Here is a 24440-nt window from a genome sequence, read left to right on the forward strand (position 1 = left end):
TGGCAGACGTACGGGTGGATGCGCGGCCCGCACGTGGAGGTCGCCTGGCAGGCTCCCGCCGACGCCGGCCCGGCCGATGCGCGGGTACTCGGCGTGTGGGACCTCGGCGGAGGCGTCACCCGGATCCGCGCCGACGGCCTCACCGCCTACGGCACCCGGGACGGCGGCGAGCGCCGGCGCACACCCGCCCCGGCCCGGGAGTCCGTCTGCGCGCTGAGCGCCCGCACCGAACAAGGGATGGGCCTGGTCGCGTACGGCCGGCACGGGAAGCCCTGTGCGGTGCTCGCCGCCGTACGGACGGACGACGGCCGGACCGTGCGGCGACAGCCGGTCGGAGGCGCCGGCGTCATGCTGCCGGGGCTCGCCCTCGGCGGAGGCACCGTGGTCGCCGCGGAGGACCGGGTCGTACGGGCCCGCTCCACCGAGGCGGGCAGCGAACAGTGAAGCGGCCGCTGGCCGACAACTGCCGGATCGTCGCCCCAGGCACCGACGCCGCACCGGCCATGGCCCTCTGCTGAACGCCGAGAGGCCCACCCCGGGTGTGGGGTGGGCCTCGCAGGTGAGTGTGGATCAGACCGTGCGGAACGCCAGGACCACGTTGTGGCCGCCGAAGCCGAACGAGTTGTTGATCGCGGCGATCGTGCCCTGCGGCAGCTCGCGGGGCTCGTCGCGGACGATGTCCGCGTCGACCGCCGGGTCCAGCTCGTCGACGTTGATCGTCGGCGGGGCCAGACGGTTGTGGAGCGCCAGGACCGTCGCGACGGTCTCGATGCCGCCCGCGCCACCCAGGAGGTGACCCGTCATCGACTTCGTCGCCGAGATCGCGACGTGGTCCAGGTCGTCGCCCAGCACCTTGCGCAGCGCCTTGATCTCCGCGACGTCACCCTGCGGCGTCGACGTCGCGTGCGCGTTGAGGTGGACGACCTCGGAGGGCTTGAGGTCCGTCGAGTCCAGCAGGTTCTGCATCGCCGCGGCGATGCCCCGGCCGGTCGGCTCGGGCTGCGCGATGTGGTGGCTGTCGGCCGACAGACCCTGGCCCAGCACCTCGCAGTAGACGCGGGCGCCACGGGCCTTCGCGTGCTCCTCGGACTCGAGGATCACCACGCCCGCGCCCTCGCCGAGCACGAAGCCGTCACGGCCCGTGTCGTACGGACGCGAGGCCTTCGTCGGCTCGTCGTTGTTCTTGGACATCGCCATCATGTTGGCGAAGGCCGCGATCGGCAGCGGGTGGATCGCCGCCTCCGTGCCGCCGGCCACGACCACGTCGGCCCGGCCGGTACGGATCATCTCGACGGCGTAGCCGATCGCCTCGGCACCCGACGCACACGCGGAGACCGGGGTGTGGACGCCCGCCCGGGCGTTCACCTCCAGGCCGACGTTGGCGGAGGGGCTGTTCGGCATGAGCATGGGCACGGTGTGCGGGGAGACACGGCGAACGCCCTTGTCCTTCAGCACGTCGTACTGGTCGAGCAGAGTCGTGACACCGCCGATGCCGGAGGCGATGACGGAACCGAGCCGCTCGGGCGCGATGCTCTCGTCCTCACCTGCCGGGGCGGTGTAGCCCGCGTCGGCCCACGCCTCGCGGGCCGCGATCAGCGCGAACTGCGCCGAGCGGTCCAGCTTGCGGGCGAGCGGGCGGGGCAGAACGTCGCCCGGGTCGACAGCGGCGAGCGCCGCGATCTGGACGGGCAGTTCGGCGAATCGTTCGCCCTCGAGGGGCTTGACGCCGGAGCGTCCCGCGATCAGACCTTCCCAGGTCGATGCGGAGTCGCCACCCAGCGGTGTGGTTGCGCCGATACCGGTGACGACCACGGTGCGATTGGTCGAGCTCACAGGAATTCTTTCTCCACGTGTGTGATGGTCGAAAAACGGCGCCACCGCCGGGTGGCTGACCGAGTCAGCAGGGGCCGAATCAGCCCTGGTGCTTCAGGATGTAGGCGGTCGCGTCGCCGACCGTCTTGAGGTTCTTGACGTCCTCGTCCGGGATCTTGACGTCGAAGCGCTCTTCGGCGGCGACAACGACCTCGACCATGGACAGCGAGTCGACGTCGAGGTCGTCCGTGAAGGACTTCTCGAGCGCGACGTCCTCGGTCGGGATGCCGGCGATCTCGTTCACGATCTCGGCGAGACCTTCGACGATCTCTTCCTGGGTGGCGGCCATGGTGGCGCTCCTTCTGTGATTGCTTAGGTAAGGGGCTTCCGGAGGACCCGGAGTGCCTAGGGGAGGGTAACGACCGTCGCGGCGTAGACGAGACCCGCCCCGAAGCCGATGACGAGCGCGGTGTCGCCGCTCTTCGCCTTCCCGGTCGCCAGGAGCCGCTCCATCGCGAGCGGAATCGAGGCGGCCGAGGTGTTGCCGGTGGTCTCGACGTCACGGGCGACCGTCACGTGCTCCGGCAGCTTCAGAGTCTTCACCATCGAGTCGATGATCCGCATGTTCGCCTGGTGCGGGATGAAGACGTCCAGGTCGTCCGCCGTGATTCCGGCGGCGTCCAGCGCCTGCTGGGCGACCTTCGCCATCTCGAAGACGGCCCAGCGGAAGACCGCCTGACCCTCCTGCGTGATGGCGGGGAACTTGATCTCGCCCTGCTGGTTGAGGGGGAGCTTCGAGACGTCGCCCACCTGGAACTCGTTCCACGGGACGGTCTGCTTGATCGTCTCGGACTTGTCGCCCTCCGAACCCCAGACCGAGGGGCCGATGTGCGGCTCGTCGGAGGGACCGACGACGACAGCGCCGGCGCCGTCGCCGAACAGGAAGGCCGTCGCGCGGTCCTCCAGGTCCGTCAGGTCGCTCAGCCGCTCCACGCCGATCACGAGGACGTACTCGGCCGAACCCTCGACGATCATGCCCTTGGCGAGGGTCAGGCCGTAGCCGAAGCCCGCGCAGCCGGCGGAGATGTCGAACGCGGCAGGCTTGCCGGCGCCGATCTTGTCGGCGATCTCGGTGGCGACGGCCGGGGTCTGCTTGAAGTGCGAGACCGTGGAGACGATCACGGCGCCGATCTGCTCCGGGTCGATCCCGGCGTCGGCGATGGCCTTGCCGGAGGCCTCGACCGACATCGCGGCCACGGTCTCCTCGGCGGACGCCCAGTGGCGGGTGGCGATGCCGGAGCGCGAGCGGATCCACTCGTCGGACGAGTCGATCTTCTCGAGGATCACCTCGTTCGGCACGACCCGGGTGGGGCGGTAGCCGCCGACACCCATGATCCGTGCGTACGGGGCGCCCTTGCTGGGCTTGATCTTCGACATGCTCTACGGCTCCTTACTCAGGCTGCAGTGTGCTCGGCGACGAGCGTGCGGGCCGCGTCGAGGTCGTCGGGGGTCTTCAGGGCGACGGTGGGGACGCCCGGCAGGGCGCGCTTGGCGAGACCGGTCAGGGTGCCGCCGGGGCACACCTCGATCAGCGCGGTGGCGCCCAGCTCCTTGAAGGTCTCCATGCACAGGTCCCAGCGGACCGGGTTGGCCACCTGGCCGACCAGGCGCGCGATGACCTCCGCGCCCTCCGTGACGACCCGGCCGTCCTTGTTGGAGACGTAGCGCACCGTCGGGGCGCCCACGGTCAGCTCCTTCGCGGCGGCCTCCAGCTTCGCCACCGCGGGCGCCATGTGGTGCGTGTGGAACGCGCCGGCGACCTTCAGCGGGACGACCCGGCGGACACCCTCGGGCTTGTCCGCCTCCAGGGCGGCCAGCTGCTCCAGGGTGCCGGCGGCCACGATCTGGCCGGCGCCGTTGACGTTCGCCGGGGTCAGGCCGAGCTTCTCCAGGTGCGCGACGCTCGCCTCGGGGTCGCCGCCGAGCAGCGCGGACATGCCGGTCTCGGTGATCGCGGCGGCCTCGGCCATCGCCAGACCACGCGTCCGTACGAGACGCAGGGCGGCGGTGTCGTCGAGGACGCCGGCGAACGCGGCGGCGGTGATCTCGCCGACGCTGTGACCGGCGACGGCGCCGGGGGAGAGGTCGCCGAGCGCGGCGGCGGACAGCAGTCCGGCGGCCACGAGCAGCGGCTGGGCGACGGCGGTGTCACGGATCTCGTCCGCGTCCGCCTTCGTGCCGTAGTGGGCGAGGTCGAGCCCGATGGCGTCGGACCAGGCCGCGAGGCGGTCGGCGGCACCGGGGAGTTCGAGCCAGGGGGTCAGGAAGCCGGGCGTCTGGGCGCCTTGGCCGGGAGCGACGAGTACGAGCACCCTCACACTCTCTCTTGGGGACGGCTCTGAGCGCCCGTGGGGACTAGGACGAAGAACCGTCAGGGGAATTGTTGGTGTTCGACAAAAGTCTAGGACTGCGAATCTCCGTCGGCCAAGCGCCCCAGGATCAGGGCGATCCGCAGCGTGAACGCGGAGCGGACATCGGAGGGTGACCATCCGGTGACGTCTGTCACACGTCGAAGCCGGTAGCGCACGGTGTTGGGGTGGACGAAGAGCATCCGTGCGGCGCCCTCCAGGCTGCTCGCCTGCTCCAGATAGACACTCAGTGTTTCCAGGAGCGCCGAGCCCGCTTCCTCCAGCGGTCTGTAGATCTCCTCCACCAGTTGCTCGCGGGCCGAGGGGTCGGAGGCGATGGCGCGCTCCGGGAGAAGATCGTCCGCCAGAACCGGGCGGGGGGCGTCCTGCCACGCCGAGCACGCCTTGAGTCCGGCCGCGGCGGCCTGCGCGGAGCGGGTCGCGGCGAGCAGGTCGGGCACGACGGGGCCGGCGACGACCGGCCCGGCGGCGTACGGGCCGATCAGGGCCTTCGCCACGGCCAGCGGGTTGTCGTTGCCGCCGGCGATGACGACGAGCCGGTCGCCGAGGACACCGGTGAGGACCTGCAGCTTGGCGTGGCGGGCGGCGCGGCGGATCGCCTCGACGGTCAGCTCGCTGTCGCCGTCGGGGGCGGTGCCGAGGACGACGCAGACGTGCTCGGGGGAGTTCCAGCCGAGGGCGGCGGCCCGGGAGACGGCGCCCTCGTCGGCCTCGCCGGAGAGGACCGCGTTGACGACCAAGGACTCCAGGCGGGCGTCCCAGGCGCCGCGGGCCTCGGCGGCCTGGGCGTAGACCTGGGCGGTCGCGAAGGCGATCTCGCGGGCGTAGACGAGGAGCGCCTCGCGGAGGATCGACTCGTCGCCGGGGGCGGCGACCTCATCGATCGCGGTCTCCATGACCTCGATGGTGGTGCGGACCATCTCGACGGTCTGGCGCAGCGTGATCGCGCGGGTCAGCTCGCGGGGCGCGGTGCCGAAGACGTCGGTGGAGATGGCCTGCGGGGTCTCCGGGTGCCGGAACCACTCGGTGAACGCGGCGATACCGGCCTGGGCGACCAGACCGATCCACGACCGGTTCTCGGGCGGCATCGCCCGGTACCACGGCAGCGTCTCGTCCATGCGCGCGATGGCGTTGGCGGCGAGCCGCCCGGAGGACTGTTCGAGGCGCTTCAGGGTCGCGGAGTGAGGATGGGAGGCGTTCGTCGGTTCAGACACGGACTAAGGGTGCCTCATCGAGCCAGGGGCATGCGGCTCCGGGTGCGACGATCCGTCCCACCGGGTCCCGCCGGTCCTCTCGTGGGCACCACCCGACCACCGGCCCGCACGGGTCGCGCAGCATGCCCGGGCGCGGGGCCGGGAACGGTACCGGGGGTCGTGGGCCGTGCACGGGTGCGGGGCCGGGAACGGTACCGGGGGTCGTGGGCCGTGCACGGGTGCGGGGCCGGGAACGGTACCGGGGGTCGTGGGCCGTGCCCACGGCCGGGGGCCGGGGATACCGTGACCCTGTGATTCGTATTCAGCGCGCCGCCGACCGCTACCCCGGTGGTGACCCCGCGGCCGGGATCGAGAGCCGCCACGCTCTCTCCTTCGGCGCGCACTACGACCCCGACAACCTCCGCTTCGGCGCGATCCTCGCCTGCAACGAGGAGCGGCTCGCTCCCGGCGCCGGGTTCGACGAGCACCCGCACAGTCACACCGAGATCGTCACCTGGGTCGTGGAGGGCGAGCTGACCCACCGTGACTCGGCCGGTCACACGACCGTCGTCCGCCCCGGGGACGTCCAGCGGCTCAGCTCGGCGGCGGGCGTGCGGCACGAGGAGCGCAACGACGGGGACGTGCCGCTGGTCTTCGTCCAGATGTGGCTCGCACCGCTGGAGCCGGGCGGTGACCCCTCGTACGAGATCGTGCGGGGCATCGCCGACTCCACCCCGTACGCGCTCCCGGAGGCGGCCTCGATGCTCCATGTCCGCCGCCTGGAGTCCGGCGAACGCACCGCCGTCCCGGACGCGGACTTCGTCTACGCCCACGTGGCGCGCGGCACGGTCCGCCTGGCAGGCGAGGAACTGTCCCCCGGCGACGCGGCCCGCATCACCGCCGCCCGCGACCTGGCGATCATGGCCACGTCGGACGCGGAACTCCTCCTCTGGGAGATGCCCGGCCCCTGAGCCGCCCCGGGGCCGGCCACGGCCCGGCAGGGCGGGCGTGCTCCCCCTGCGACATCGGCGCGGCCGCCCCGGCGGGGCTCGCGTGCCTTCACGCCGCCGGGCTCGCGTATCCCCACGCCCCGGGCGCGTGCCCTCACGCCGCCGGGCTCGCGTACCCTCACGCCCCCGGGCGCGTGCCCTCACGCCGCCGGGCTCGCGTACCCCCACGCCCCCGGGCGTGTACCCCCACGCCGCCGGGCTCGCGTACCCCCGCGCGGCCAGGGCGCGGTCCTCACGCCGCCTGGCGCGTAACTCCAGCCTGCCGGGCATGAACCTCCACGTCGCCGGGGGCTTGGACACTCACGCCCCCGGGCACGTACCCCCACGCCCCCGCGCGGCCGCCCCGGCGGGCGGCCGGGCCCGCGCACCGCAGTCACCGCCCCCGCTCCCCGTCGGAAGTCACCGCCCCCGCTCCCCGTCGCGTCAGCGGCCCACCGCGCTCTTCGCGCGCCATGCCTCCCAGCTCACGTTCCACGCCCCGTAGCCGTTCCCCTCCGCCACCGTGCCCTTCGTGTCCGCGCCGCGGATCTCGAAGGGGTCGCCCGGGCGGACCTGGGCGTAGAACCAGGCCGCGTCGGCGTCGCTCATGCCGATGCAGCCGGAGCTGCGGTTCGCGCGGCCGAAGTACTTCGCGTTCCACGGCGCCGCGTGGGCGTACATGCCCGACCACGTCAGCCGCATCGAGTGGTCGACCATCTTGTCGTAGGCGTCGCCGAGCCCGACCGTCTCCGAGTTCATGTTGATCGTGCCCTCCTTCGCCATCAGCACCGCCGTCCCCCGCCACGACCGCTTGTCGCCTCCGGGCGTCCCGCCCGACACGGGAATCGTGCGCACCTCTCGCCCGTCCCTCTCCAGCACCAGCTTCTTCCGGTCGAGGTCGACTTTCACCACCTGCGCCCCACCCCCGACCGTGAAGCCCGTGCGGTAGTCCCGCACGAACCAACCCCCGCCCGAGTCCGTCCCGTTGAGCGTCGCGTCCAGCGTGACCTTCGTACCCGGCTTCCAGTACTCCCGCGGCCGCCAGTCCACCCGGTCCTTGCCCGACCAGTCCTTCAGCCAGCCCCAGGATCCGACCGTCCCGTTCGACGTCGTCACCTTGAGCTGCTTCTCCACGTCCGCCTTGTTGGTCACCGGCCGGTCGAAGACGATCGAGAGCGGATGGCCGACCCCGACCGTGCTGTTCTTCCCGGGCGCCAGCGTCACCTTGTTGACCTGCGCGGCCTTCGCCGTCGAGAACGTCGACCGGGTCGTCGTCTGCTTGCCCCCGGCCGTACGGGCCGTCGCCTCCACGCGGTACGACGTGCCCGGCGCCGCCTTGCGGTCCGAGACCCACGACGCCCCGCCCGTCGCGGTACGGCCCGCGAGCACGCCGCCGTCCGTGTCCACGACCTTCACCGTCGTCAAGGTGCCGCCGGTGGCCGTCACGGTCACCGTCCGCCCGGCCGCCGGGGTCACCACGGTCACCTTTGCCGGCACGTCCGGGGCATCCGGGGCCTTCGTACCGTCCGTCGCGCGAGGCGCGCCCGCCGCCCCCGACGAACAGGCGGCAAGCGAGCCGCAGAGGGCAAGGGCCGCCAGTGCCGGGCGTATTCGGGTGCGGGCACGGGTGCGTACGGACATCACGGAAGCCTCCGGAAAAGATGTGGGATGCCCGGACTGTAGGCCGCCGAAAGCACGCCGAACGCTTTGTGACAAGGGCTGGAGAGAAACGGTCATCGTCCGGTCACACGCGACGCGCGGCACGGTCAAGGACCGCTGTGAGGCTCCTGTGCGCCCCACGACCGAGGGGCGGAACAAGGAGGCTCACGTTGTGTCAGCCCTGCTCGTGACGGCCGCACTCCCGCGGACCACCCGGCTGGAGCCCGTCACCCCCCACGCGTACCGGACCTTCCTCGCGACGGCGGGCGCGGGGCACGGCCCCAGCTTCCTCCAACTGCCGTCCTGGGCGGACGTCAAGGACGGCTGGCGTCCGCAGTTCCTCGGCTGGGGGCCGGGAGACGGCACGCTCACCGGTGTCGCCCTCGTCCTGCTGCGCCCGTTCCCCGGCACCCGCAAGTACTTCGCCTACCTCCCCGAAGGGCCCGTCGCCGACTGGTCCGACCCCGACATGGACGGCTGGCTCACCCCGCTGCTCCAGCACCTCAGGGCCGCCGGCGCCTTCGCCGTACGCATCGGGCCCTCGCCCGCCTTCCGCCGCTGGAACGCCCGCACCCTCAAGGCGCACACCGGGCCGGGCCGCCGTCTCGCCGACGTCCTCGCCGACGACGTCGACCCCCTCGGCACCGCCGTCGCCGAACGGCTCCGCTCCCGCGGCTGGCGCCGCTGCGGCGGCGACTCAACCAGCGACTCCGACGGCGCCGACGCCCAGCCCCGGCACGTCTACCGGGTCCCGCTCGCCGACCGCACCACGGACGACCTCTGGAACGGCCTCAACCAGGAGTGGCGGCGCAACGTCCGCAAGGCCCGCAGGTCCGGCGTCGAGATCGTCGTCGGCTCGGCCGCCGACCTGCCCGAGTTCTACCGGCTCCTGGGGATCACCGAACAGCGCGACGGCTTCCGGCTCGGCCGCTCCCTCGCCTATTACGAGCGGCAGTACGCGGTCCTCAACGCCGAGGAGCCCGGCCGGATGAGGCTCTACCTCGCGCGCCACGAGGGCGAGACCCTCGCCGCCCACACGATGATCACGGTGGGGCGGCGGGTCTGGTACCAGACCGGCGCCTCCGCCGACCACCGCCGCGAGGTGCGCCCCTCCAACGCCCTGCAGTGGCGCATGATGCTCGACGCCCACGCCGCCGGGGCCGACGTCTACGACATGCGCGGGATACCCTCCACTCTTGATCCGGACGACCGCGCCCACGGTCTGCTGCGCTGGAAGCTCGGCACGGGCGGGCAGGCCGTCGAGACGCTGGGGGAGTGGGAGACACCGTTGGGCGGCACGACGAACCACGCGCTGTACCGGGCGTTCCAGGCGTATCTGGCCCGCCGATGACGGCGACGCTCACGGAGTCGAAGCCGCGCACACCCTCGATGCTGCGCAGCGGCGCGCTGATGGCCGCCGGATCGCTGGTCTCGCGCGCCACCGGCTTCGTCCGCTCGGCGATCGTCGCCGCGGCCCTCGGCATCGGAGGGATCGCCGACGGGTACGCGGTCGGCAACTCGATCCCCACCATCGTCTACATGCTGCTCCTGGGCGGAGCCCTCAACGCCGTCTTCGTGCCCGAGCTGGTCAAGGCGGCCAAGGAACACGAGGACGGGGGCGTCGCCTACACCGACCGTCTCCTGACGGTCTGCGTCCTCGCGCTGCTCGCGCTGACGGTGGGCGCGGTGCTCGCCGCGCCCGCCATCATCGACGCGTACACCGACTACACCGGCGCCCAGGAGTCGATGACGGTCGCCTTCGCCCGGTACTGCCTGCCGCAGATCTTCTTCCTGGGGCTCTTCACCCTGCTCGGGCAGGTGCTGAACGCGCGGGGCAGGTTCGGCGCGATGATGTGGACTCCGGTCCTCAACAACGTCGTCGTCACCGCCGTCTTCGTGCTGTACCTGGTGACGGCCGACGGCAGGGCGCTGACCGGCCGGGAGACGGCGCTGCTCGGCTGGGGCACGACGGCCGGCATCGCGGTCCAGGCCCTCGCGCTCCTCCCCTCCCTGCGGGCGGCCGGCTTCCGCTGGCGCCCGCGCTTCGACTGGCGGGGCAGCGGACTCACGACACCGCTGCGGTCGGCCGGGTGGCTGGTGCTGCTCGTCCTCACCAACCAGGCCGCGTACTGGGTGACGACGAAGCTGGCGACGGCCGCGGGGACGCGGGCGGAGGAGCTGGGGGCGGGCGGGGGCTTCGGCTTCGCCGCGTACAACAACGCGTATCTGCTGTGGGCCGTGCCGCACGGCATCGTCACCGTCTCCCTGATGACCGCCCTGCTGCCCCGGATGAGCGGGGCGGCGGCGGACGGCGACCTGGCGGGGGTGCGGAAGGACGTCTCGTACGCGCTCCGGAGCAGCGCGGCGGCCGTCGTACCGGCGGCATGCGCGCTGTTCGCGCTCGCGGTGCCGGTGATGAGCGTCGTCTTCGAGCACGGCGTCACCGGCGCCGACGACGTCCGGGCGATGGCCTGGATCCTGATGGCCTTCGCCCCGGGCCTGATCGCCTTCTCGGGCCAGTACGTCTGCACCCGCGCCTTGTACGCCCTGCGCGACACGCGCACGCCGTTCCTGCTGAACCTGGTGATCACCGGCCTCAACGCGGGCCTGTCCCTGACCGCGTACACCCTCCTCCCGCCGACGTGGGCGGTGGCGGGCGTGGCGGCCGCGTACTCCCTGGCGCTGTGGGTGGGCTGGGCACTGACGGCGTACGTGCTGCGCCGACGACTGGCCGGGACCGAGACGGGCCGGGAGCGGGCCGGGTCCGCGTTCGCGCGGCTGCTGGTGGCGGCCGTACCAGCGGCCGCTCTCGGACTGCTCGTCGCCCACGCGACCGCCCCCGCGGGCGCACCCGCGGCGGGCGCCGCCGGCGGCCTCACCATCCTCGCGGTCTTCGCCCTGCTGGCCCGCCCGCTCAAGCTCACGGAGGTACAGGCCCTCCTGGCGGGCGCGAGCCACCGCCTGCTCGCCCTCGCCCGACGCCGCTGACGCACCTCCCCGCGCTCCCCCCTGTCCGGTGGGCGAGCCCTCCGACCCACCTTGGGATACTGCTCGAATGCCTCGCGTGCTCCTCATAGAAGACGACCCCTCCGTCCGCGAAGGGGTCGAACTCGGGCTCCGGCGCCGTGGGCACGAGGTGCGGACCGCCGCGACCGGGGAGGCCGGGCTCGCCCTGCTCGGGGAGTTCCGGCCCGATCTGCTGCTGCTCGACCTGATGCTGCCCGGCATGAACGGCGTCCAGGTCTGCCGCCAGGTCCGCGAGACCAGCCAGCTGCCGATCATCATGCTCACCGCCCGCGGCGACGACTTCGACGTCGTCGTCGGCCTGGAGGCCGGAGCCGACGACTACATCGTCAAGCCCGCCCGTACCGAGGTCATCGAAGCCCGCATCCGGGCCGTGCTCCGGCGGATCGAGGAGCCCGGCGCCGGGCGGCCCTCCGTCGAGTTCCACGGCGAGCTCGCCATCGACCGGGTCGGCCTCACCGTCGCCAAGTCCGGCGAGCGCCTCGCCCTCGCCCCCTCCGAACTCAAGCTCCTGCTCCATCTGACCGCCGCCCCCGAGCAGGTCTTCAGCCGTCAGCAGCTCCTCGAACACGTCTGGGAGCACAGCTACCACGGCGACGCCCGCCTCGTGGACGCCTGCGTCCGCCGCCTGCGCAACAAGATCGAGGACACCCCCGGCGCCCCCCGCTACATACAGACCCTGCGCGGCTTCGGCTACCGCTTCGGGCCGCTGTGAGCCGCCGCCGCGCCCTGCGACGCCGCATGAGGCCCTTCGGGCTCCGCACCCGGCTCGTCCTCGCCTTCCTCCTCGTCGCCGCCGTCGGCTGCGGCACCACCGCCGCCCTCACCTACCGCGCCGCCCGCAACGCCATCCTGGAACAGGCCCAGAACACCGCCGTCTCCGCCTTCCGCGAGCAGGTGGACAGCGTCAGCGTCGACCTGCCGCTCAAGGCGGAGTCCCTGCGCGGCGACCTCCTCCGGATCGCCCGGCAGGGCAAGCCCCGCCCCTGGCGCGTCTACGCCGAGTACGGGAACGTCAGCGTCTCCTCCGGCGACCGCCCCAGATCCACCGTCATCACGCCCGAACTCCGCGCCCGCGCCAAGGACTCCGCCCACGGGAGCTTCCAGCGGGTGGTCAAGAACGGCAAGCCCTACCTCGCCATCGCCGTCCCCACCGTCTTCAGGGCGCACACCCCGGCCACCGCCGTCCACCGCACCGGAGTCGTGCTCTACGCCGTCATGGAACTCGACGAGGAGGAGGCCAACGTCGAGGCGATGGTCCTCGCCGCCCGCGACGGAGCCCTGCCCGCCCTGGCCATCGCCCTGATCCCGGCCCTGCTCGCCGCCCGCAGCGTGCTCCGGCCGGTACGGGAACTGCGGCGCGCCGCCGACTCCATGGGGCGCGGCCGGCTCGACACCCGTATCCATGCCAAGGGCAGCGACGAACTCGCCGACCTCGCCCACGCCTTCAACGAATCCGCCGCCGCGCTCGAACGTTCCGTCGTCGAGCTCCGGAACGCCGAGGCCCGCGCGCGCCGCTTCGCCTCCGACGTCTCCCACGAGCTGCGGACGCCGCTCGCCGGGATGCTCGCCGTCACCGAGGTCCTCGACGAGGACGCCGACGGCCTCGACACCGACACGGCAAGGGCGGTACGGCTCATCAGCGCCGAGACCGGCAAGCTCGCCGTGCTCGTGGAGGACCTCATGGAGATCTCCCGCTTCGACGCGCGCGCCGCCGAACTCCACGTGGACGAGGTGGACGCGGCCGACAGCATCCGCAAGACCCTCCAGCACCGCCACTGGACCGACCCCGCCCTCGTCCGCGCCGAACTGCCCGTCGGTGTACGCGCCCGGCTCGACCCGCGCCGCTTCGACCTCGTCGTGGCCAACCTCGTCGGCAACGCGCTGAAGCACGGCGCACCGCCGGTGACCGTGCGGATGTGGGCCGAAGCCGACTGGCTGGTTACCGAGGTCGCCGACCAGGGGCCGGGCATCGCCGAAGCGGCCCTGCCGCACGTGTTCGACCGCTTCTTCAAGGCGGACCCGGCCCGTGCCCGCTCCGCCGGAAGCGGACTCGGCCTCGCCATCACCCTGGAGAACATCCGGCTGCACGGCGGCACCGTCACGGCCGCGAACCAGCCCGACGGCGGAGCCGTCTTCACGGTGAGGATCCCGCGATGAGGCGCGCGATCCGAATCGGCGCGCTCGTCGCGGGCGGGCTCGCGCTCGCGGGCTGCGGCATACGGCAGAGCGACGTCGTGGAGGTCGGCGGACCGGCGACCGTCGCGGTCGCCCCGGGCGAAGGCGGCCGGATGCTGCTCTTCTACGTCGACACCGACGGCAGGCTGATGCCGGTCGCCCGCGAGATCGGCGGACCGATCGACGGCTGGGAGGAATACCGGATGCCGTTCGGCAAGCCGCCGCCCACCTACCCGCTCGGCAGCGGGATCGTCGGCTCCAGGGCGCTCGCCGCGCTGCTGGAAGGCCCGAACAAGGAGGAGAAGGCGGCCGGCCTCGCCACCCGGCTGCCGGGGCCGGGCGGGTGGACGGACAAGGAGATTCCGCAGATCCTGCCGGAGCCCGACACGACCGACGTGAACGGCGAGCGCACGCTACGGATCCGGCTCCCCTTCAGTGTCGGCGAACTGGACGGTGCCGCGATCCGCCAGCTGGTGTGCACGGTCGCCTACAACGAGGAGACCGACGGCCTGGCGTCCGTCGTCCTGACGGGACCGGGCGGCGCACTCCCCGCCGAGCGCTGCGACGACGTCCGGGTCGGCTCCGCCGTGAGGGACGCGTCCGACGGCCCGGACGACACGGAAAGCGCCACGCACGGTACGGGTCGGACGGGCACGGGCGGCACTGGCCCCTCGGGCGCCACGACGCCCTCCACGACGGCGCCCCCGCCGCGGCATACGCCTACGCCCTGAGCTCCGCGCCGCTACGCCTTGGTTCCGCCCCGACCCACGCCCCGACCTGCGCTCCGCTACGCCCTGAGCTCCGCGAGCACCGCGTCCGTGAACGGCGGCCATGCGTCGACCGCCCACGGCCCGAAGGCCCGGTCCGTCAGCGCCACGCACGCGGCGCGCGCGTCCGGGTCGATCCACAGGAACGTGCCCGACTGCCCGAAGTGCCCGAACGTACGCGGCGAGGACGAAGCCCCCGTCCAGTGCGGCGACTTGGAGTCCCGGATCTCGAAGCCGAGTCCCCAGTCGTTCGGCCGCTGGTGGCCGTAGCCGGGCAGGATGCCGGTCAGACCGGGGTACGTCACCGTCATCGCGTCGAGGACCGTACGTGCGTCGAGCAGCCGGGGCGCCTGCACCTCCGCCGCGAACCGCACCAGGTCGTCGACCGTCGAGACGCCGTCCTTGGCGGGCGAGCCCTCCAGCGACGTCGAGGTCATCCCCAGCGGCTCCAGGACGGCCTGGTGCAGATACTCGGCGAACGGGATGTCCGTCGCCTTGGCGACATGGTCGCCGAGCGCTTCGAACCCGGTGTTGGAGTAGATCCGGCGGGTGCCCGGCGCGGCCATGATCCGCTGCTCGTCGAAGGCCAGACCCGAGGTGTGGGCCAGCAGATGGCGGACGGTCGCGCCCTCGGGCCCGGCGGGCTCGTCGAGGTCGATCGCCCCCTCCTCGTACGCGACGAGGACGGCGTAGGCCGCCAGCGGCTTGGTGACGGAGGCGAGGGGGAACCGCTGTCCGGTGGGGCCGTGGGACCCGGCCAGGGTGCCGTCCGCGCGCACGACGGCGGCTGCCGCGGTGGGGACGGGCCAGTTCTCGATCATCGCCAGGCTCTGCAGGAACATGTGACCGAGCCTACTTGCTTCGAGTGCACTCTAGGGTTCTAGCGTGGAGGCCATGAGCGTGATCGAGAGCAGCGCCCGCTACACCATCAGCGAGGTGGCCGCCCTGACCGGGCTGTCGGCTCACACCCTGCGCTGGTACGAGCGGATCGGGCTGATGCCGCACGTCGACCGTTCGCACACCGGCCAGCGCCGCTTCTCCCAGCGCGACCTGGACTGGCTGGCGTTCGTCGGCAAGCTCCGGCTGACCGGGATGCCGGTCGCGGGGATGGTGCGGTACGCGGAACTGGTGCGGGAGGGCGATCACACCCGGGACGAACGGCGCGAGCTCCTGGAGAGCACCCGCCGGGACGTCCTCGCCCGGATCACCGAGCTCCAGGACGCGCTCGCCGTGCTCGACATCAAGATCGGGCACTACGGAACCATCTGCGGACCCACAAGCGGAGGCACGACCTCATGACCACCAGGATCGACACCGTACGGCTCGGCGGCCAGGACGGACCCGAGATCGGCGTCCAGGGCTTCGGGGCCATGGGCATCAGCGAGTTCTACGGCGACACCGACGAGGCCGCCGCCCGCGACACCCTCGACGCGGCCCTGGAGGCCGGCGTCACCCTGATCGACACCGCGGACGTCTACGGCAGCGGCGCCAACGAGGAGTTCCTGGCGCCGTTCGTCGCCGCGCACCGCGACGAGATCACCCTCGCCACCAAGTTCGCCATCGAGCGGCGCGCCGACGACCCGCACCACCGGGGGATCCGCAACGACCGCGCGTACATCCGCCAGGCCGTGGAGGCGAGCCTGCGCCGCCTCGGCATCGAGACGATCGACCTCTACTACATGCACCGGCGCGACCCGGAGGTCCCCCTCGCGGAGTCGGTCGGCGCGATGGCGGAGCTCGTACAGGAGGGCAAGGTCAAGCAGCTCGGCCTGAGCGAGGTGACCGGCGCGGAGCTGCGCGAGGCGTACGCGGTGCACCCGATCGCCGCCCTCCAGTCGGAGTGGTCCCTCTTCTCCCGCGACGTGGAGCGCAGCGCGGTGGGCGCGGCGGCCGAGCTGGGCGTGACCTTCGTGCCGTACTCCCCGCTGGGCCGGGGCTTCCTGACGGGCGCCTTCGCGGACGCGTCGAAGGACCTGTCGGGCGGCGACTACCGTCAGTACCAGCCCCGCTTCACGGGCGAGAACGCGGCGAAGAACGCGGCGCTCCTGGAGCCGGTCCAGAAGATCGCGGCGGCGCACGGGGCGTCGGCGGCCCAGATCGCCCTGGCGTGGGTCCAGCAGCGAGCCTCGGTCCACGGCCTGACGGTCGTCCCGATCCCGGGCACCCGCAAGCGCACCCGCCTGGAGGAGAACGCGGCGGCGACCCGAATCACCCTGACCGAGCAGGAACTGGCGGAGCTGGAGCCGATCGCGGCCCAGGTTGCGGGGGACCGCTACCCGGACATGAGGTCCACGTCGGCGGCGCGGGAGTAGCCGGAGGGGTCCCCGTCCGGGGCGTCCGGGTGTCCCCCTCGCGGGGGCACCCCCCTCACGCCAGTCCCAGGGCGAAGACCGCGAAGCCCGCCGCGAGGAGGCCCGCCGCGGTGCGTCGGGTGCGGCCCGTACCCGTCCACGGGGACTCGAAGCCGCGGGCGTACCGGCCGATCAGGACCAACAGGCCCGCGAACAGCGGCATCCAGGCCAGCCGGGCGAGGATCCAGCCCACCGAGTCGGGCGCGCCGACCAGGCCCGGGACCTCGCCGACGTAGGCGGCCGGGATCGCGGCGGCGAGCATCGCCGTCTGGTGCCAGCACAGGATGGTCATCGCGGACAGGTTGACGACGACGACCGGCGCCCACAGCGCGGGCCGCTTCAGCAGCTTGCCGAGCCGGTCGCGGAGCAGGATCGCCGCGCCGCTCTGCGCGGCGGCCAGGGCGAGGACGAGCAGCGACGGCGGGTGGGAGTTGGTGCGGGCCTCGCCGGGGACGCCGACCATCGACGCGGGGTAGCCGAAGGCGAGCAGCAGGGCGGCGAAGAGCGCCGCGCCGCCGAGCAGCAGCCCCCAGGCGTGCCGCCGGGTGACCCGGCCCTCGCCCCAGGAGACACCGAGCTGGTAGGCGAAGAGCCAGCCGGGCAGGATGTTGAGCAGGCTCAGCCAGGACGGCACGGCGTCGGCGTACGGCCCGTAGCGCAGGAAGTCGACGACGGCGACCGAGGCGAGCAGCGGGGCCGCCGCCCACACGCCCGCCCGGCGGGCGGCACGCACGCACAGCGGGGTCAGGGCCGTGACGACCGTGTACACCCCGACGAACCAGAGCGGCTGGATCACGAGCGTGGAAGCCGTCCGCAGCGTGTCGCCCGGCACTCCGAACCCGTAGTGGAGGAGCGGCAGCAGCACCGCCCAGACGGCCGTGACCCCGAGGACGGGCCGGCCGAGCCGGGCCAGGCGCCCCTTGAGCCAGTCGCCGGTGGAGCCCTTCCGCTTCCGGTACGAGAGCACCGAGGCGTAGCCGCCGACGAGGAAGAAGATCCCCAGCATCTGCAGGATCCAGCTGACGGGGGCGAGTCCGCCGAAGGTGCCGAGCGGGCTGGCGTTGTGGATCGCCCCGTCGGAGGAGAGCGTGAACCCGCCGAGCAGCCAGTGCCCGGTGGGCACGGCGAGCAGAGCGAGGGCGCGCAGCCCGTCGATCGCCCGGTCGCGGTGGACGGGAGTGCGGGCCTCGATGCGTTCGACGAGCGCGTTCATCGGACATCCCCCTGGGCGATGGCGGCGAAGGTACGGAGGGACTGCGTGCCGGGCGCGAAGTAGCCGTTGTGGCCACGGGCGTCGTCGGCGGGGACGCGGCGGGCACCGAACGCGGGGTCGGCGGGGTCCTCGCCGTGCCCGAGGCCCACGAACGAGACGTTCGGGACCTTGTCGATCCAGTCGGACGGGTCCTTGGCGGCCCACACGCGGGCGGAGGTGCGCAGATCCCCGACGTTCGCGGCGCGCATCCCGGGGGAGCCGAAGACGACGAGGTCCTTGGCCTTGAGGTCCTGGGCGGCCAGGCCGCAGACGACGGAGCCGTAGCTGTGGCAGAAGACCGACGGGGCGGGGACTCCGGTCGCGGCCAGTCCGTCGGTCAGCCGGGTCAGCCGCTCCGCGCCGGCTTCGGCGAGGTCCCCGGTGGCGGCGTCGAGGCCGACGCCGACGGGGGTGGTGTAGCCGGCCCAGGAGATGACGGCGGTGCGGCCGTGCGTGGCGCGGCGCAGGGCCTCGGCCATGTCGGTGAGCGGCCGTACGTTCCCGGCGTCGATGTCCGAACCGGGCACGATCACGGCCACGCTCTCGGCCTGGGCCAGGTCGCCGTGGACGAGGACGATCTGGCCCCGGCCGCGCGGGTCGGAGGCGAGGACCTGCTGTCCGGCGTACTGGGCGCCGAGGGTACGGGCGTTCGCCTCGTACCGCAGTCGCAGCGGAGCGCCGTCGAGGTTGCCGACGACGGAGGGGTGCTCGCGGACGAGCCCCTGCTGCCGACCGGGCGTCAGGCCCTGGAAGAAGGCGGCGACTTGGGAGGGCGAAATCCGCTCCGGGTCGGGCAGTCCGTCCGCCCGCCAGGCCTCCGTGCCGACCGGGGCCCCGGTGACGGCCTGCTGCCCACTCGCGGAAGCCCAGCCGGCCGTCCCGGCGATCACCGTCGTGGCGAGCGCGGCGGCGACCAAGGTCCTCGTGTAGCGGCGCATGTGGGGGCCCTCCCTCTTCGTGTCTCTCGTCCGTGGCGAGAGGAAGGTAGGAAGAGGACGGGTGACGACACGTCACACCGGGGGGCCAACTCCCCGCTGATACCGGGGTAGGGGGTGGACGAGGGGCAGGCACCAGGCCAGGGGTGGGGATTTCCCCCGGTGGGGCGGGGGCGTCGGGGAGGGGCTGCCCCCAGCGGGTGCAGGGGAAGCACGGTGGATCCGGCCTGCCCCATGGGCGGCCTGCGCGGCGGCCCGCCCGCCCCCAGAACCGCCCCGCGAGCCTTCAGGGAGGGGCCCGCGGCGGCGAAGCCCGAAGGCAGAGCCGGCAGACCGACCACCCTCGTGCACAGCGCCCCGCCTCGCCGGAGGCGAGGGCGCCGGCGCGGCGCGAGCCGCCACTCCGAGCGTGGGGGCCCGCGGGCCTGCCCGGGCTTCCCGCCGGGTGGGGCCGGTCCCGACCCATGCGAGTCGGCAGTGCCCCCGGGGGCCCGGGGGCCTGCCCCCGGTTTCGGGAAGGGGCGGGGTGGGGGAGAGGTCCGCGCAGTGGACCCCGTCCGCGTCAGCGCCCCGCGTCCCCCGGCGTCACCAGCCCCGACTCGTACGCGAAGATCACCGCCTGCGCCCGGTCGCGCAGATCCAGCTTGGCCAGCACGCGCCCGATGTGCGTCTTGACCGTCTGTTCCGCCAGGACCAGCCGCCCCGCGATCTCCTGGTTCGAGAGCCCCCGCGCGATCAGCTCAAGGACCTCCGTCTCACGCGGCGTCAGACCGTTGAGACGCAGCGCCGCCCGGTCCGCCCGCGGCGCCGGCTTCGACGCGGCGAAGTCGGCGATCAGCCGGCGCGTCACCGACGGCGCGAGCAGCGCCTCGCCCGCCGCCACCACCCGTACCGCCGCGATCAGATCGGCCGGCGGCGCGTCCTTCAGGAGGAAGCCCGACGCGCCCGCGCGCAGCGCCTCGTACACGTAGTCGTCCACGTCGAAGGTGGTCAGCATCAGCACCTTCGGAAGGTGCGTGACCCCCACCGGCGGGTTCAGGATCTCCCGCGCCGCCGCCAGCCCGTCCATCTCCGGCATCCGTACGTCCATCAGCACCACGTCCGGGTGCGTCGACCGCGCCACCTCCACGCCCTGCTTCCCGTCCGGCGCCTCGCCCACCACGTCGATGTCGGCCTGCGCCGCGAGGAGTGCGGCGAACCCCGCCCGCACCATGGCCTGGTCGTCGACGATGTTCACGCGGATGGTCAAGACACGTCCTTCGAGGTCAGCGGGGTCTTCGAGGTCAGCGGGAGCCGGGCCGCGACCCGGAAGCCGCCGTCCGGCAGCGGCCCGGTGTCCAGCGTGCCGCCGGTCAACCGTACGCGCTCCCGCATCCCGATCAGCCCGTGTCCTGTCCCGTCCCCGCCCTCGAGGGGCGAATGGCGTCCGGCGACCGGGGCGTTGACGACCAGGACCGTCAACCAGCCGTCGTCCGAACGGATCGAGACCCGGGTCTCGGCGCCCGGCGCGTGCCGGACCACGTTCGCCAGCGCCTCCTGCACGATGCGGTACGCCGACAGATCCACCGCCTGCGGTACGTCGCCGAGGTCGGCCGCCAGCGACAACTCGGCCGGTACGCCCGCCCGTACCGTCGCCTCGATCAGCTGCTGCACCCGGTCGAGGCCGGGCTGCGGGGCCCGTTCGCCCTCCGTGCCCTCGCTGCGCAGCACCACGAGAAGCCGTCGCATCTCGGCGAGCGACTCCCGCGCGCTCGCGGCGATCGAGGTGAACTCCTCGCGCGCCGCCTCCGGAAGGTCGGGGATCCGGTACGGCGCCGAGTCCGCCTGGACCGTGATCACGGACATGTGGTGGGCGACGACGTCGTGCAACTCGCGCGCGATCCTGGCCCGCTCCTCGAGGAGGGTGCTGCGTGCCCGTTCGGCGGCGCTGCGGCGCTCGGCGTCCCCGCGTTCGCGGAGCGCCGCGGTGAGGAGCAGGATCCCTCCGCTCAGCACGAAGAGGAGGATGTGGATGCCGTCGGCGTTCTTCGGCGAGACCGCGGTGAGGACGAAACCGGCCGCCCCGGTCGCCAGCCACACGCCGAGCAGGGTCCGGCGCGGTTCGCGCAGCCCGAGGGCGAGCATCAGGGCGAGGTAGCCGACCACGATCATCGGCGTCCACGGCCAGCTGCGGCCGTCGACCCCGCCCGGGACCAGCATCACCAGCGCTCCGGCGACATCGGCGACGCCGATGATCCACCACGCCTGGAGCGGGCGGGTCACGGCGAGCAGCAGCGGCGCGGTCTGGGCGGTGGCGAGGGCACCGGCGAGAGCGCCGTTGACCTGGTAGTCGTTGAGGAGCACCGTGACGGTGACGGGGAGCAGCGAGGCGACGAAGGCGACCGCGATGGCGTAGGGGAGCATCCTCAGCCAGCGCGAACGCGCATCGGCGAGCAAGGGGGCGCTCGGCTCCGTCGGGGTCGCGAGGGCGGTACCGAAGGACCGCATCACTCCTCGGACGGGTGCGAGCATCCGGGCGACGTGGCGGTCGGCTCCGAGGGAGCGTGTCTTGTTCATGGCCCGCCCAGGTTAGGCAGCGGGACACCCGGGGGGCGTCATACCGAGGACTCGGTCGGGGGGTGATACCCGGGTATGACGGCAGGGGCAGGGGCAGGGGCAGGGGCAGGGGCAGGGGCGAGGGGCGGGGGCGGGGGCGACGGCTAGGGCGAGGGCGAGCGCGCGCTCCGGGGCGGTGCCTGCCGAGGCCACTCAGGGGCGAGCCCGCCGCCGCCCCGAGTGCCGCCCCCTCACAGCTCCGCCAGCAACTCCGCCTTCTTCGCCGAGAACTCCTCGTCCGTCACCAGACCCGCCGAGTGCAGCTCCCCCAGGTGCCGGATCCGCTCCGCGACCCCCGCCGGGTCGCGCAGCTCCGCCTCCGGGAGCGCGGCCGTCCGGCCCGCCCCGCGGACCGCCGCCAGGACCGCCGCGGCGAACGGCAGGGACTCGTGGACCGGGCCGTAGCCGAGGCCGAAGACGACGGCCGCCGGGTCGCGGTCCGCCTGGGCCGGCCGGGGCTCCCCGGACCGGGGCAGCAGGCGCAGGTACCCGTCGAAGACGTCCGGCGAGCGCCACTCGACCCCGCTGAGCTCCCGTACCGGAAAGGTCTGGTCGCCCGCCTTCCACTTCTCCGAGGACGCACCCGTCCAGAACCAGCGGAACGACACCTGCGACGTACCGTCGAAGCTCGCCTTCCCGTCGTACGCCTTGAAGGACTGCGGCCCCTGCGGCGCCGCCACGAGGAAGCCGTCCGACGGCCCGTCCGACAGTCCGTCCTCCGGCGTGAGCATCGCCCGCAGTTCGTCCCGGTAGTACTCCGCAAGCGTCTCCCGCTCGGCCGGCAGCACCAGTCGGTACGGGTCGCTCCCCTCCTTCAACTGCCCCGCGGCCGCCTCCATCAGAGGATCGGCGCCCGGTCTCGGCACCGCATGCAGCACGACCGTGCCCCGCTTGCCCGGGGCCAGCGTCACCTGCGTCAACGCCTCGTGCGGGATACGGCGTTCACGCAGCGTCTGGAACAGCTTCGGTGTGCGGATCCCCCGATCGAAGCGGATGACGACGGCGTCGCTCTCGAACTCCCAGGTGGCATGAATTCCGGCCAGCACATCACCCATGTGCCTCATCGTATGCGGCGTGCGCCCGCGCGTCGCCCCTGTGCGGGGGGCCGAACTGCCGTGCTCTACGCGCGTCAGACGCCTTCCGCGCCGGAGATTCCGTTGCGGCAGGCGCTGTCGACGCTCGCGCAGGCCAGGCTCTGGTACGCACCAACGCCTATCGCCGCGAAGTTGCGGAGGCTCTCGGTGCCCGGCTCGAAATAGCCGGTGTGGCCGCTCGCGCCGGCCGCCGAGAGCAGCCGCGCGCCGAACTCCGGCTCCACCGGGTCCGCCCCGTGCCCGACCCCGCCGACCGCGAGGTGCGGTACGTCCTGGATCCAGTCGTCCGCGTCCCGCATCGCCCACACACGGGCCCGGGTGGACAGTTCGGCGGCGCGTTCCACCCGCATCCCGGGGCTTCCGGCGACGGCCACGTCGGTCACCCGGGAGGGCAGCCGGGCGGCGGCGACCCCGCAGAGCACGGAGCCGTAGCTGTGGCAGAAGAGGCTGACGCGGGAGGCGCCGGGCAGGGCGGCGGTCATGTCGACGAGCCGTAGCGCGCCCGCCGAGGCGAGACGCCCCATCGCGGCGTCGATGCCGACGCCGACGGGCGCCGTGTAGTCCGCCCAGGCGATGACGGCCGTACGGCTTTCTGGGGCGGCCCGGCGTTGCGCGGCGTAGAGCGACTGCGCCATGCCCGCCGGAGCCGTGTACCTGCGGCTGGTCTTCTGGAAGGTCAGCAGATTGGTGTCGACGCCGGGCACGATCACCGAGACCCGCCGCGCACGCTCCAGATCGCCGAGCACCTCGGCCGTCCGGCCGCCGCCGGTCGGGTCGAAGGCGAGGATCTGGCGGTCCTGACGCATCAGCGAGGTGAAGCGGTGCGCGCGTCGCAGTGCCTCGTGCCGGCCGTCGGCGCTGAGCCTGGGGTCCTCGACCCTGTCGCGCTCGGAATCGAGGGCGCGGGCGAGGGCGAGCCGGTTGGCGCGGTAGCGGAGGGTGACCGGGGCGCCGTCGAGATTGCCGACGACGAGCGGGTGCGCGTCGGCGAGGAAGGTGCCCTGTGCGGGGCCTATCGAGTCGAAGAACGCGGCGATCGTACGGGCGGGGGCGGCCGGGTCGGGCAGGGCCCGTTGGCCGATCCTGCCGTGCAGCCAGGAGGCGAGCGCGGCCTGCCGCGACTCTCCTGGCCCGCGCTGATGCTGGATGGTCGTCCAGCCGGTGGTCGCGAGGAGCACGAACACCACGGCCAGCGCGAGCGTCATGCGCCAGACGGTGAGGGTGGGGGAGGAGTCGAAGGAAGTCACTGCGCCACACCCTAGGAGACGGGTGCGGGGCACCGGGCGGGCGAGTGACGTGGATCACCTGTGAGGTGGGGCGTCGTGACGTTCCGTGCGCGGGGGCGTACGCCTCGCACGTCCGGACTCAACGGCTCCGCAGCGCGTCAGGACCCATCGCCTCGGGCCATACGTCGCGTCAGGACCCATCGCCTCGGGCCACGCGTACGGAGTCATCGGCTCCGCCATGCTTACGCGGTCACCGGCTCCGCCACTCCGGTTCGAGAGCCGGGCCGAGGTGGTCCAGGTAGTACTCGGTCATCTCGCGCATCCCCTCCAGCGTCGGGTCCTGGCCCCGGCCCCAGAGCTGACCGGTCACCTTCATGACGCCGCTGAACGCCGCCACCGCGATCCGTGGGCGCGGGTCCTCGTCGACGTCCAGGCCCTCGCGCTCGGCGATCAGTCGGGCGATGGCCTCCTCCATCTCGCTGGAGCGGCGCAGGTGGACGGCGAGCAGCGCGGGCGTCGACTCGATCATCTGGAAGGTCCGCAGATACAGCTCGAGGGGGACGACCTCCATGATCGCCTCGCCGATGGTGTCCCAGGACGCGAGGACGGCGTTGCGCATCGCGTCGAGCGGGCCCTCCTCGGCGGGCCGTTCGGCCAGCGCCTGGACGAAGCGTTCCTCCACCATCTGCTGGACGGCGAAGGCGGCCTCCTCCTTGGAGGAGAAGTAGCGGAAGAAGGTGCGCTGGGAGACCTCGACCGCGTCGGCGATCTCGTCGACGGTGGTCTGCTCGTACCCCTGGGTCGTGAACAGCTCGAGGGCGACGCGCAGCAGCGCGTCCCGTGTGCGCTGCTTCTTTCGTTCCCGCAGACCGGAAACCGTCACCGCATGGCCCTCTTTTCGCCACTTTCCAAGGCTTCGTGCAGCTCAGGGTACCT

General features: G+C 73.0%; 23 protein-coding genes. 9 read left to right on the forward strand and 14 right to left on the reverse strand.

Annotation, left to right across the window (positions count from 1 at the left end):
• The first annotated feature begins 18 nt into the window (after positions 1-18).
• Positions 19-444: a hypothetical protein gene (locus ACFVZW_RS20835; RefSeq protein WP_384523318.1), complete on the forward strand. Its 426-nt coding sequence runs from the start codon at positions 19-21 to the stop codon at positions 442-444.
• Between the two features lie 126 nt (positions 445-570).
• Here the strand turns inward: ACFVZW_RS20835 and fabF are convergent, their stop codons facing one another.
• From fabF to fasR, 5 genes are all read right to left on the reverse strand, one after another.
• Positions 571-1833, reverse strand: a complete 1263-nt coding sequence (gene fabF, locus ACFVZW_RS20840) for a beta-ketoacyl-ACP synthase II (protein WP_384523320.1) — start codon at positions 1831-1833, stop codon at positions 571-573.
• 79 nt (positions 1834-1912) lie between these two features.
• A complete protein-coding gene (locus tag ACFVZW_RS20845; RefSeq protein WP_362366823.1) occupies positions 1913-2161 on the reverse strand; it encodes an acyl carrier protein in 249 nt (82 codons plus the stop codon).
• Between the two features lie 56 nt (positions 2162-2217).
• Complete coding sequence (locus tag ACFVZW_RS20850) at positions 2218-3249, reverse strand: ketoacyl-ACP synthase III (protein WP_384523323.1); 1032 nt, start codon at positions 3247-3249, stop codon at positions 2218-2220.
• A 17-nt stretch (positions 3250-3266) separates the two neighbouring features.
• Positions 3267-4184 carry an ACP S-malonyltransferase gene (locus ACFVZW_RS20855; RefSeq protein ID WP_384523325.1) on the reverse strand — a complete coding sequence of 306 codons (918 nt, stop codon included), beginning with the start codon at positions 4182-4184 and terminating at the stop codon, positions 3267-3269.
• 89 nt (positions 4185-4273) lie between these two features.
• Positions 4274-5455, reverse strand: a complete 1182-nt coding sequence (gene fasR, locus ACFVZW_RS20860; RefSeq protein ID WP_384523327.1) for a fatty acid biosynthesis transcriptional regulator FasR — start codon at positions 5453-5455, stop codon at positions 4274-4276.
• 290 nt (positions 5456-5745) lie between these two features.
• On the opposite strand from fasR, the gene ACFVZW_RS20865 reads away from it, so the two are divergent.
• Positions 5746-6405 carry a pirin family protein gene (locus ACFVZW_RS20865; protein ID WP_384523329.1) on the forward strand — a complete coding sequence of 220 codons (660 nt, stop codon included), beginning with the start codon at positions 5746-5748 and terminating at the stop codon, positions 6403-6405.
• A 462-nt stretch (positions 6406-6867) separates the two neighbouring features.
• Here ACFVZW_RS20865 and ACFVZW_RS20870 read toward each other — a convergent pair whose 3' ends face one another.
• A complete protein-coding gene (locus ACFVZW_RS20870) occupies positions 6868-8064 on the reverse strand; it encodes an Ig-like domain-containing protein (RefSeq protein WP_384523331.1) in 1197 nt (398 codons plus the stop codon).
• Between the two features lie 190 nt (positions 8065-8254).
• Between ACFVZW_RS20870 and ACFVZW_RS20875 the strand changes: the two genes are divergently transcribed.
• From ACFVZW_RS20875 to ACFVZW_RS20895, 5 genes are all read left to right on the forward strand, one after another.
• A complete protein-coding gene (locus ACFVZW_RS20875; RefSeq protein ID WP_384523333.1) occupies positions 8255-9433 on the forward strand; it encodes a lipid II:glycine glycyltransferase FemX in 1179 nt (392 codons plus the stop codon).
• Positions 9430-11070 (forward strand): murein biosynthesis integral membrane protein MurJ, encoded by a 1641-nt coding sequence (gene murJ, locus ACFVZW_RS20880; protein WP_384523335.1) that lies wholly within the window; start codon positions 9430-9432, stop codon positions 11068-11070. The genes ACFVZW_RS20875 and murJ overlap by 4 nt, the downstream gene beginning before the upstream one ends.
• Before the next feature lie 67 nt (positions 11071-11137).
• Entirely contained in the window at positions 11138-11821 is a 684-nt protein-coding gene (locus tag ACFVZW_RS20885; protein ID WP_384523337.1) for a response regulator, read from the forward strand.
• A gap of 26 nt (positions 11822-11847) precedes the next feature.
• On the forward strand, positions 11848-13266 hold the full coding sequence (locus ACFVZW_RS20890; RefSeq protein ID WP_384523339.1) for an ATP-binding protein: 1419 nt from the start codon (positions 11848-11850) through the stop codon (positions 13264-13266).
• On the forward strand, positions 13263-14015 hold the full coding sequence (locus ACFVZW_RS20895) for a hypothetical protein (protein WP_384523341.1): 753 nt from the start codon (positions 13263-13265) through the stop codon (positions 14013-14015). The genes ACFVZW_RS20890 and ACFVZW_RS20895 overlap by 4 nt, the downstream gene beginning before the upstream one ends.
• 56 nt (positions 14016-14071) lie before the next feature.
• Here ACFVZW_RS20895 and ACFVZW_RS20900 read toward each other — a convergent pair whose 3' ends face one another.
• A complete protein-coding gene (locus tag ACFVZW_RS20900; protein ID WP_384523343.1) occupies positions 14072-14893 on the reverse strand; it encodes a serine hydrolase domain-containing protein in 822 nt (273 codons plus the stop codon).
• 52 nt (positions 14894-14945) lie between these two features.
• On the opposite strand from ACFVZW_RS20900, the gene ACFVZW_RS20905 reads away from it, so the two are divergent.
• On the forward strand, positions 14946-15350 hold the full coding sequence (locus ACFVZW_RS20905) for a MerR family transcriptional regulator (protein ID WP_384523345.1): 405 nt from the start codon (positions 14946-14948) through the stop codon (positions 15348-15350).
• A complete protein-coding gene (locus ACFVZW_RS20910) occupies positions 15347-16363 on the forward strand; it encodes an aldo/keto reductase (protein ID WP_384523347.1) in 1017 nt (338 codons plus the stop codon). Before ACFVZW_RS20905 ends, ACFVZW_RS20910 begins: the two co-directional genes overlap by 4 nt.
• 55 nt (positions 16364-16418) lie before the next feature.
• Here ACFVZW_RS20910 and ACFVZW_RS20915 read toward each other — a convergent pair whose 3' ends face one another.
• From ACFVZW_RS20915 to ACFVZW_RS20945, 7 genes are all read right to left on the reverse strand, one after another.
• Entirely contained in the window at positions 16419-17615 is a 1197-nt protein-coding gene (locus tag ACFVZW_RS20915; RefSeq protein WP_384523349.1) for an acyltransferase, read from the reverse strand.
• Positions 17612-18592, reverse strand: a complete 981-nt coding sequence (locus tag ACFVZW_RS20920) for an alpha/beta hydrolase (protein ID WP_384523351.1) — start codon at positions 18590-18592, stop codon at positions 17612-17614. The genes ACFVZW_RS20915 and ACFVZW_RS20920 overlap by 4 nt, the downstream gene beginning before the upstream one ends.
• A 559-nt stretch (positions 18593-19151) precedes the next feature.
• A complete protein-coding gene (locus ACFVZW_RS20925) occupies positions 19152-19838 on the reverse strand; it encodes a response regulator (RefSeq protein ID WP_384523353.1) in 687 nt (228 codons plus the stop codon).
• On the reverse strand, positions 19835-21100 hold the full coding sequence (locus ACFVZW_RS20930; protein ID WP_384523380.1) for a sensor histidine kinase: 1266 nt from the start codon (positions 21098-21100) through the stop codon (positions 19835-19837). Before ACFVZW_RS20930 ends, ACFVZW_RS20925 begins: the two co-directional genes overlap by 4 nt.
• A gap of 275 nt (positions 21101-21375) precedes the next feature.
• Positions 21376-22239 (reverse strand): DUF4429 domain-containing protein, encoded by an 864-nt coding sequence (locus ACFVZW_RS20935; protein ID WP_384523355.1) that lies wholly within the window; start codon positions 22237-22239, stop codon positions 21376-21378.
• Between the two features lie 74 nt (positions 22240-22313).
• Complete coding sequence (locus ACFVZW_RS20940; protein WP_384523357.1) at positions 22314-23525, reverse strand: alpha/beta hydrolase; 1212 nt, start codon at positions 23523-23525, stop codon at positions 22314-22316.
• A 229-nt stretch (positions 23526-23754) separates the two neighbouring features.
• Positions 23755-24387 carry a TetR/AcrR family transcriptional regulator gene (locus tag ACFVZW_RS20945; protein WP_384523359.1) on the reverse strand — a complete coding sequence of 211 codons (633 nt, stop codon included), beginning with the start codon at positions 24385-24387 and terminating at the stop codon, positions 23755-23757.
• Positions 24388-24440 lie beyond the last annotated feature (53 nt).

Source organism: Streptomyces sp. NPDC059567, assembly GCF_042735655.1.
GTDB lineage: Bacteria > Actinomycetota > Actinomycetes > Streptomycetales > Streptomycetaceae > Streptomyces.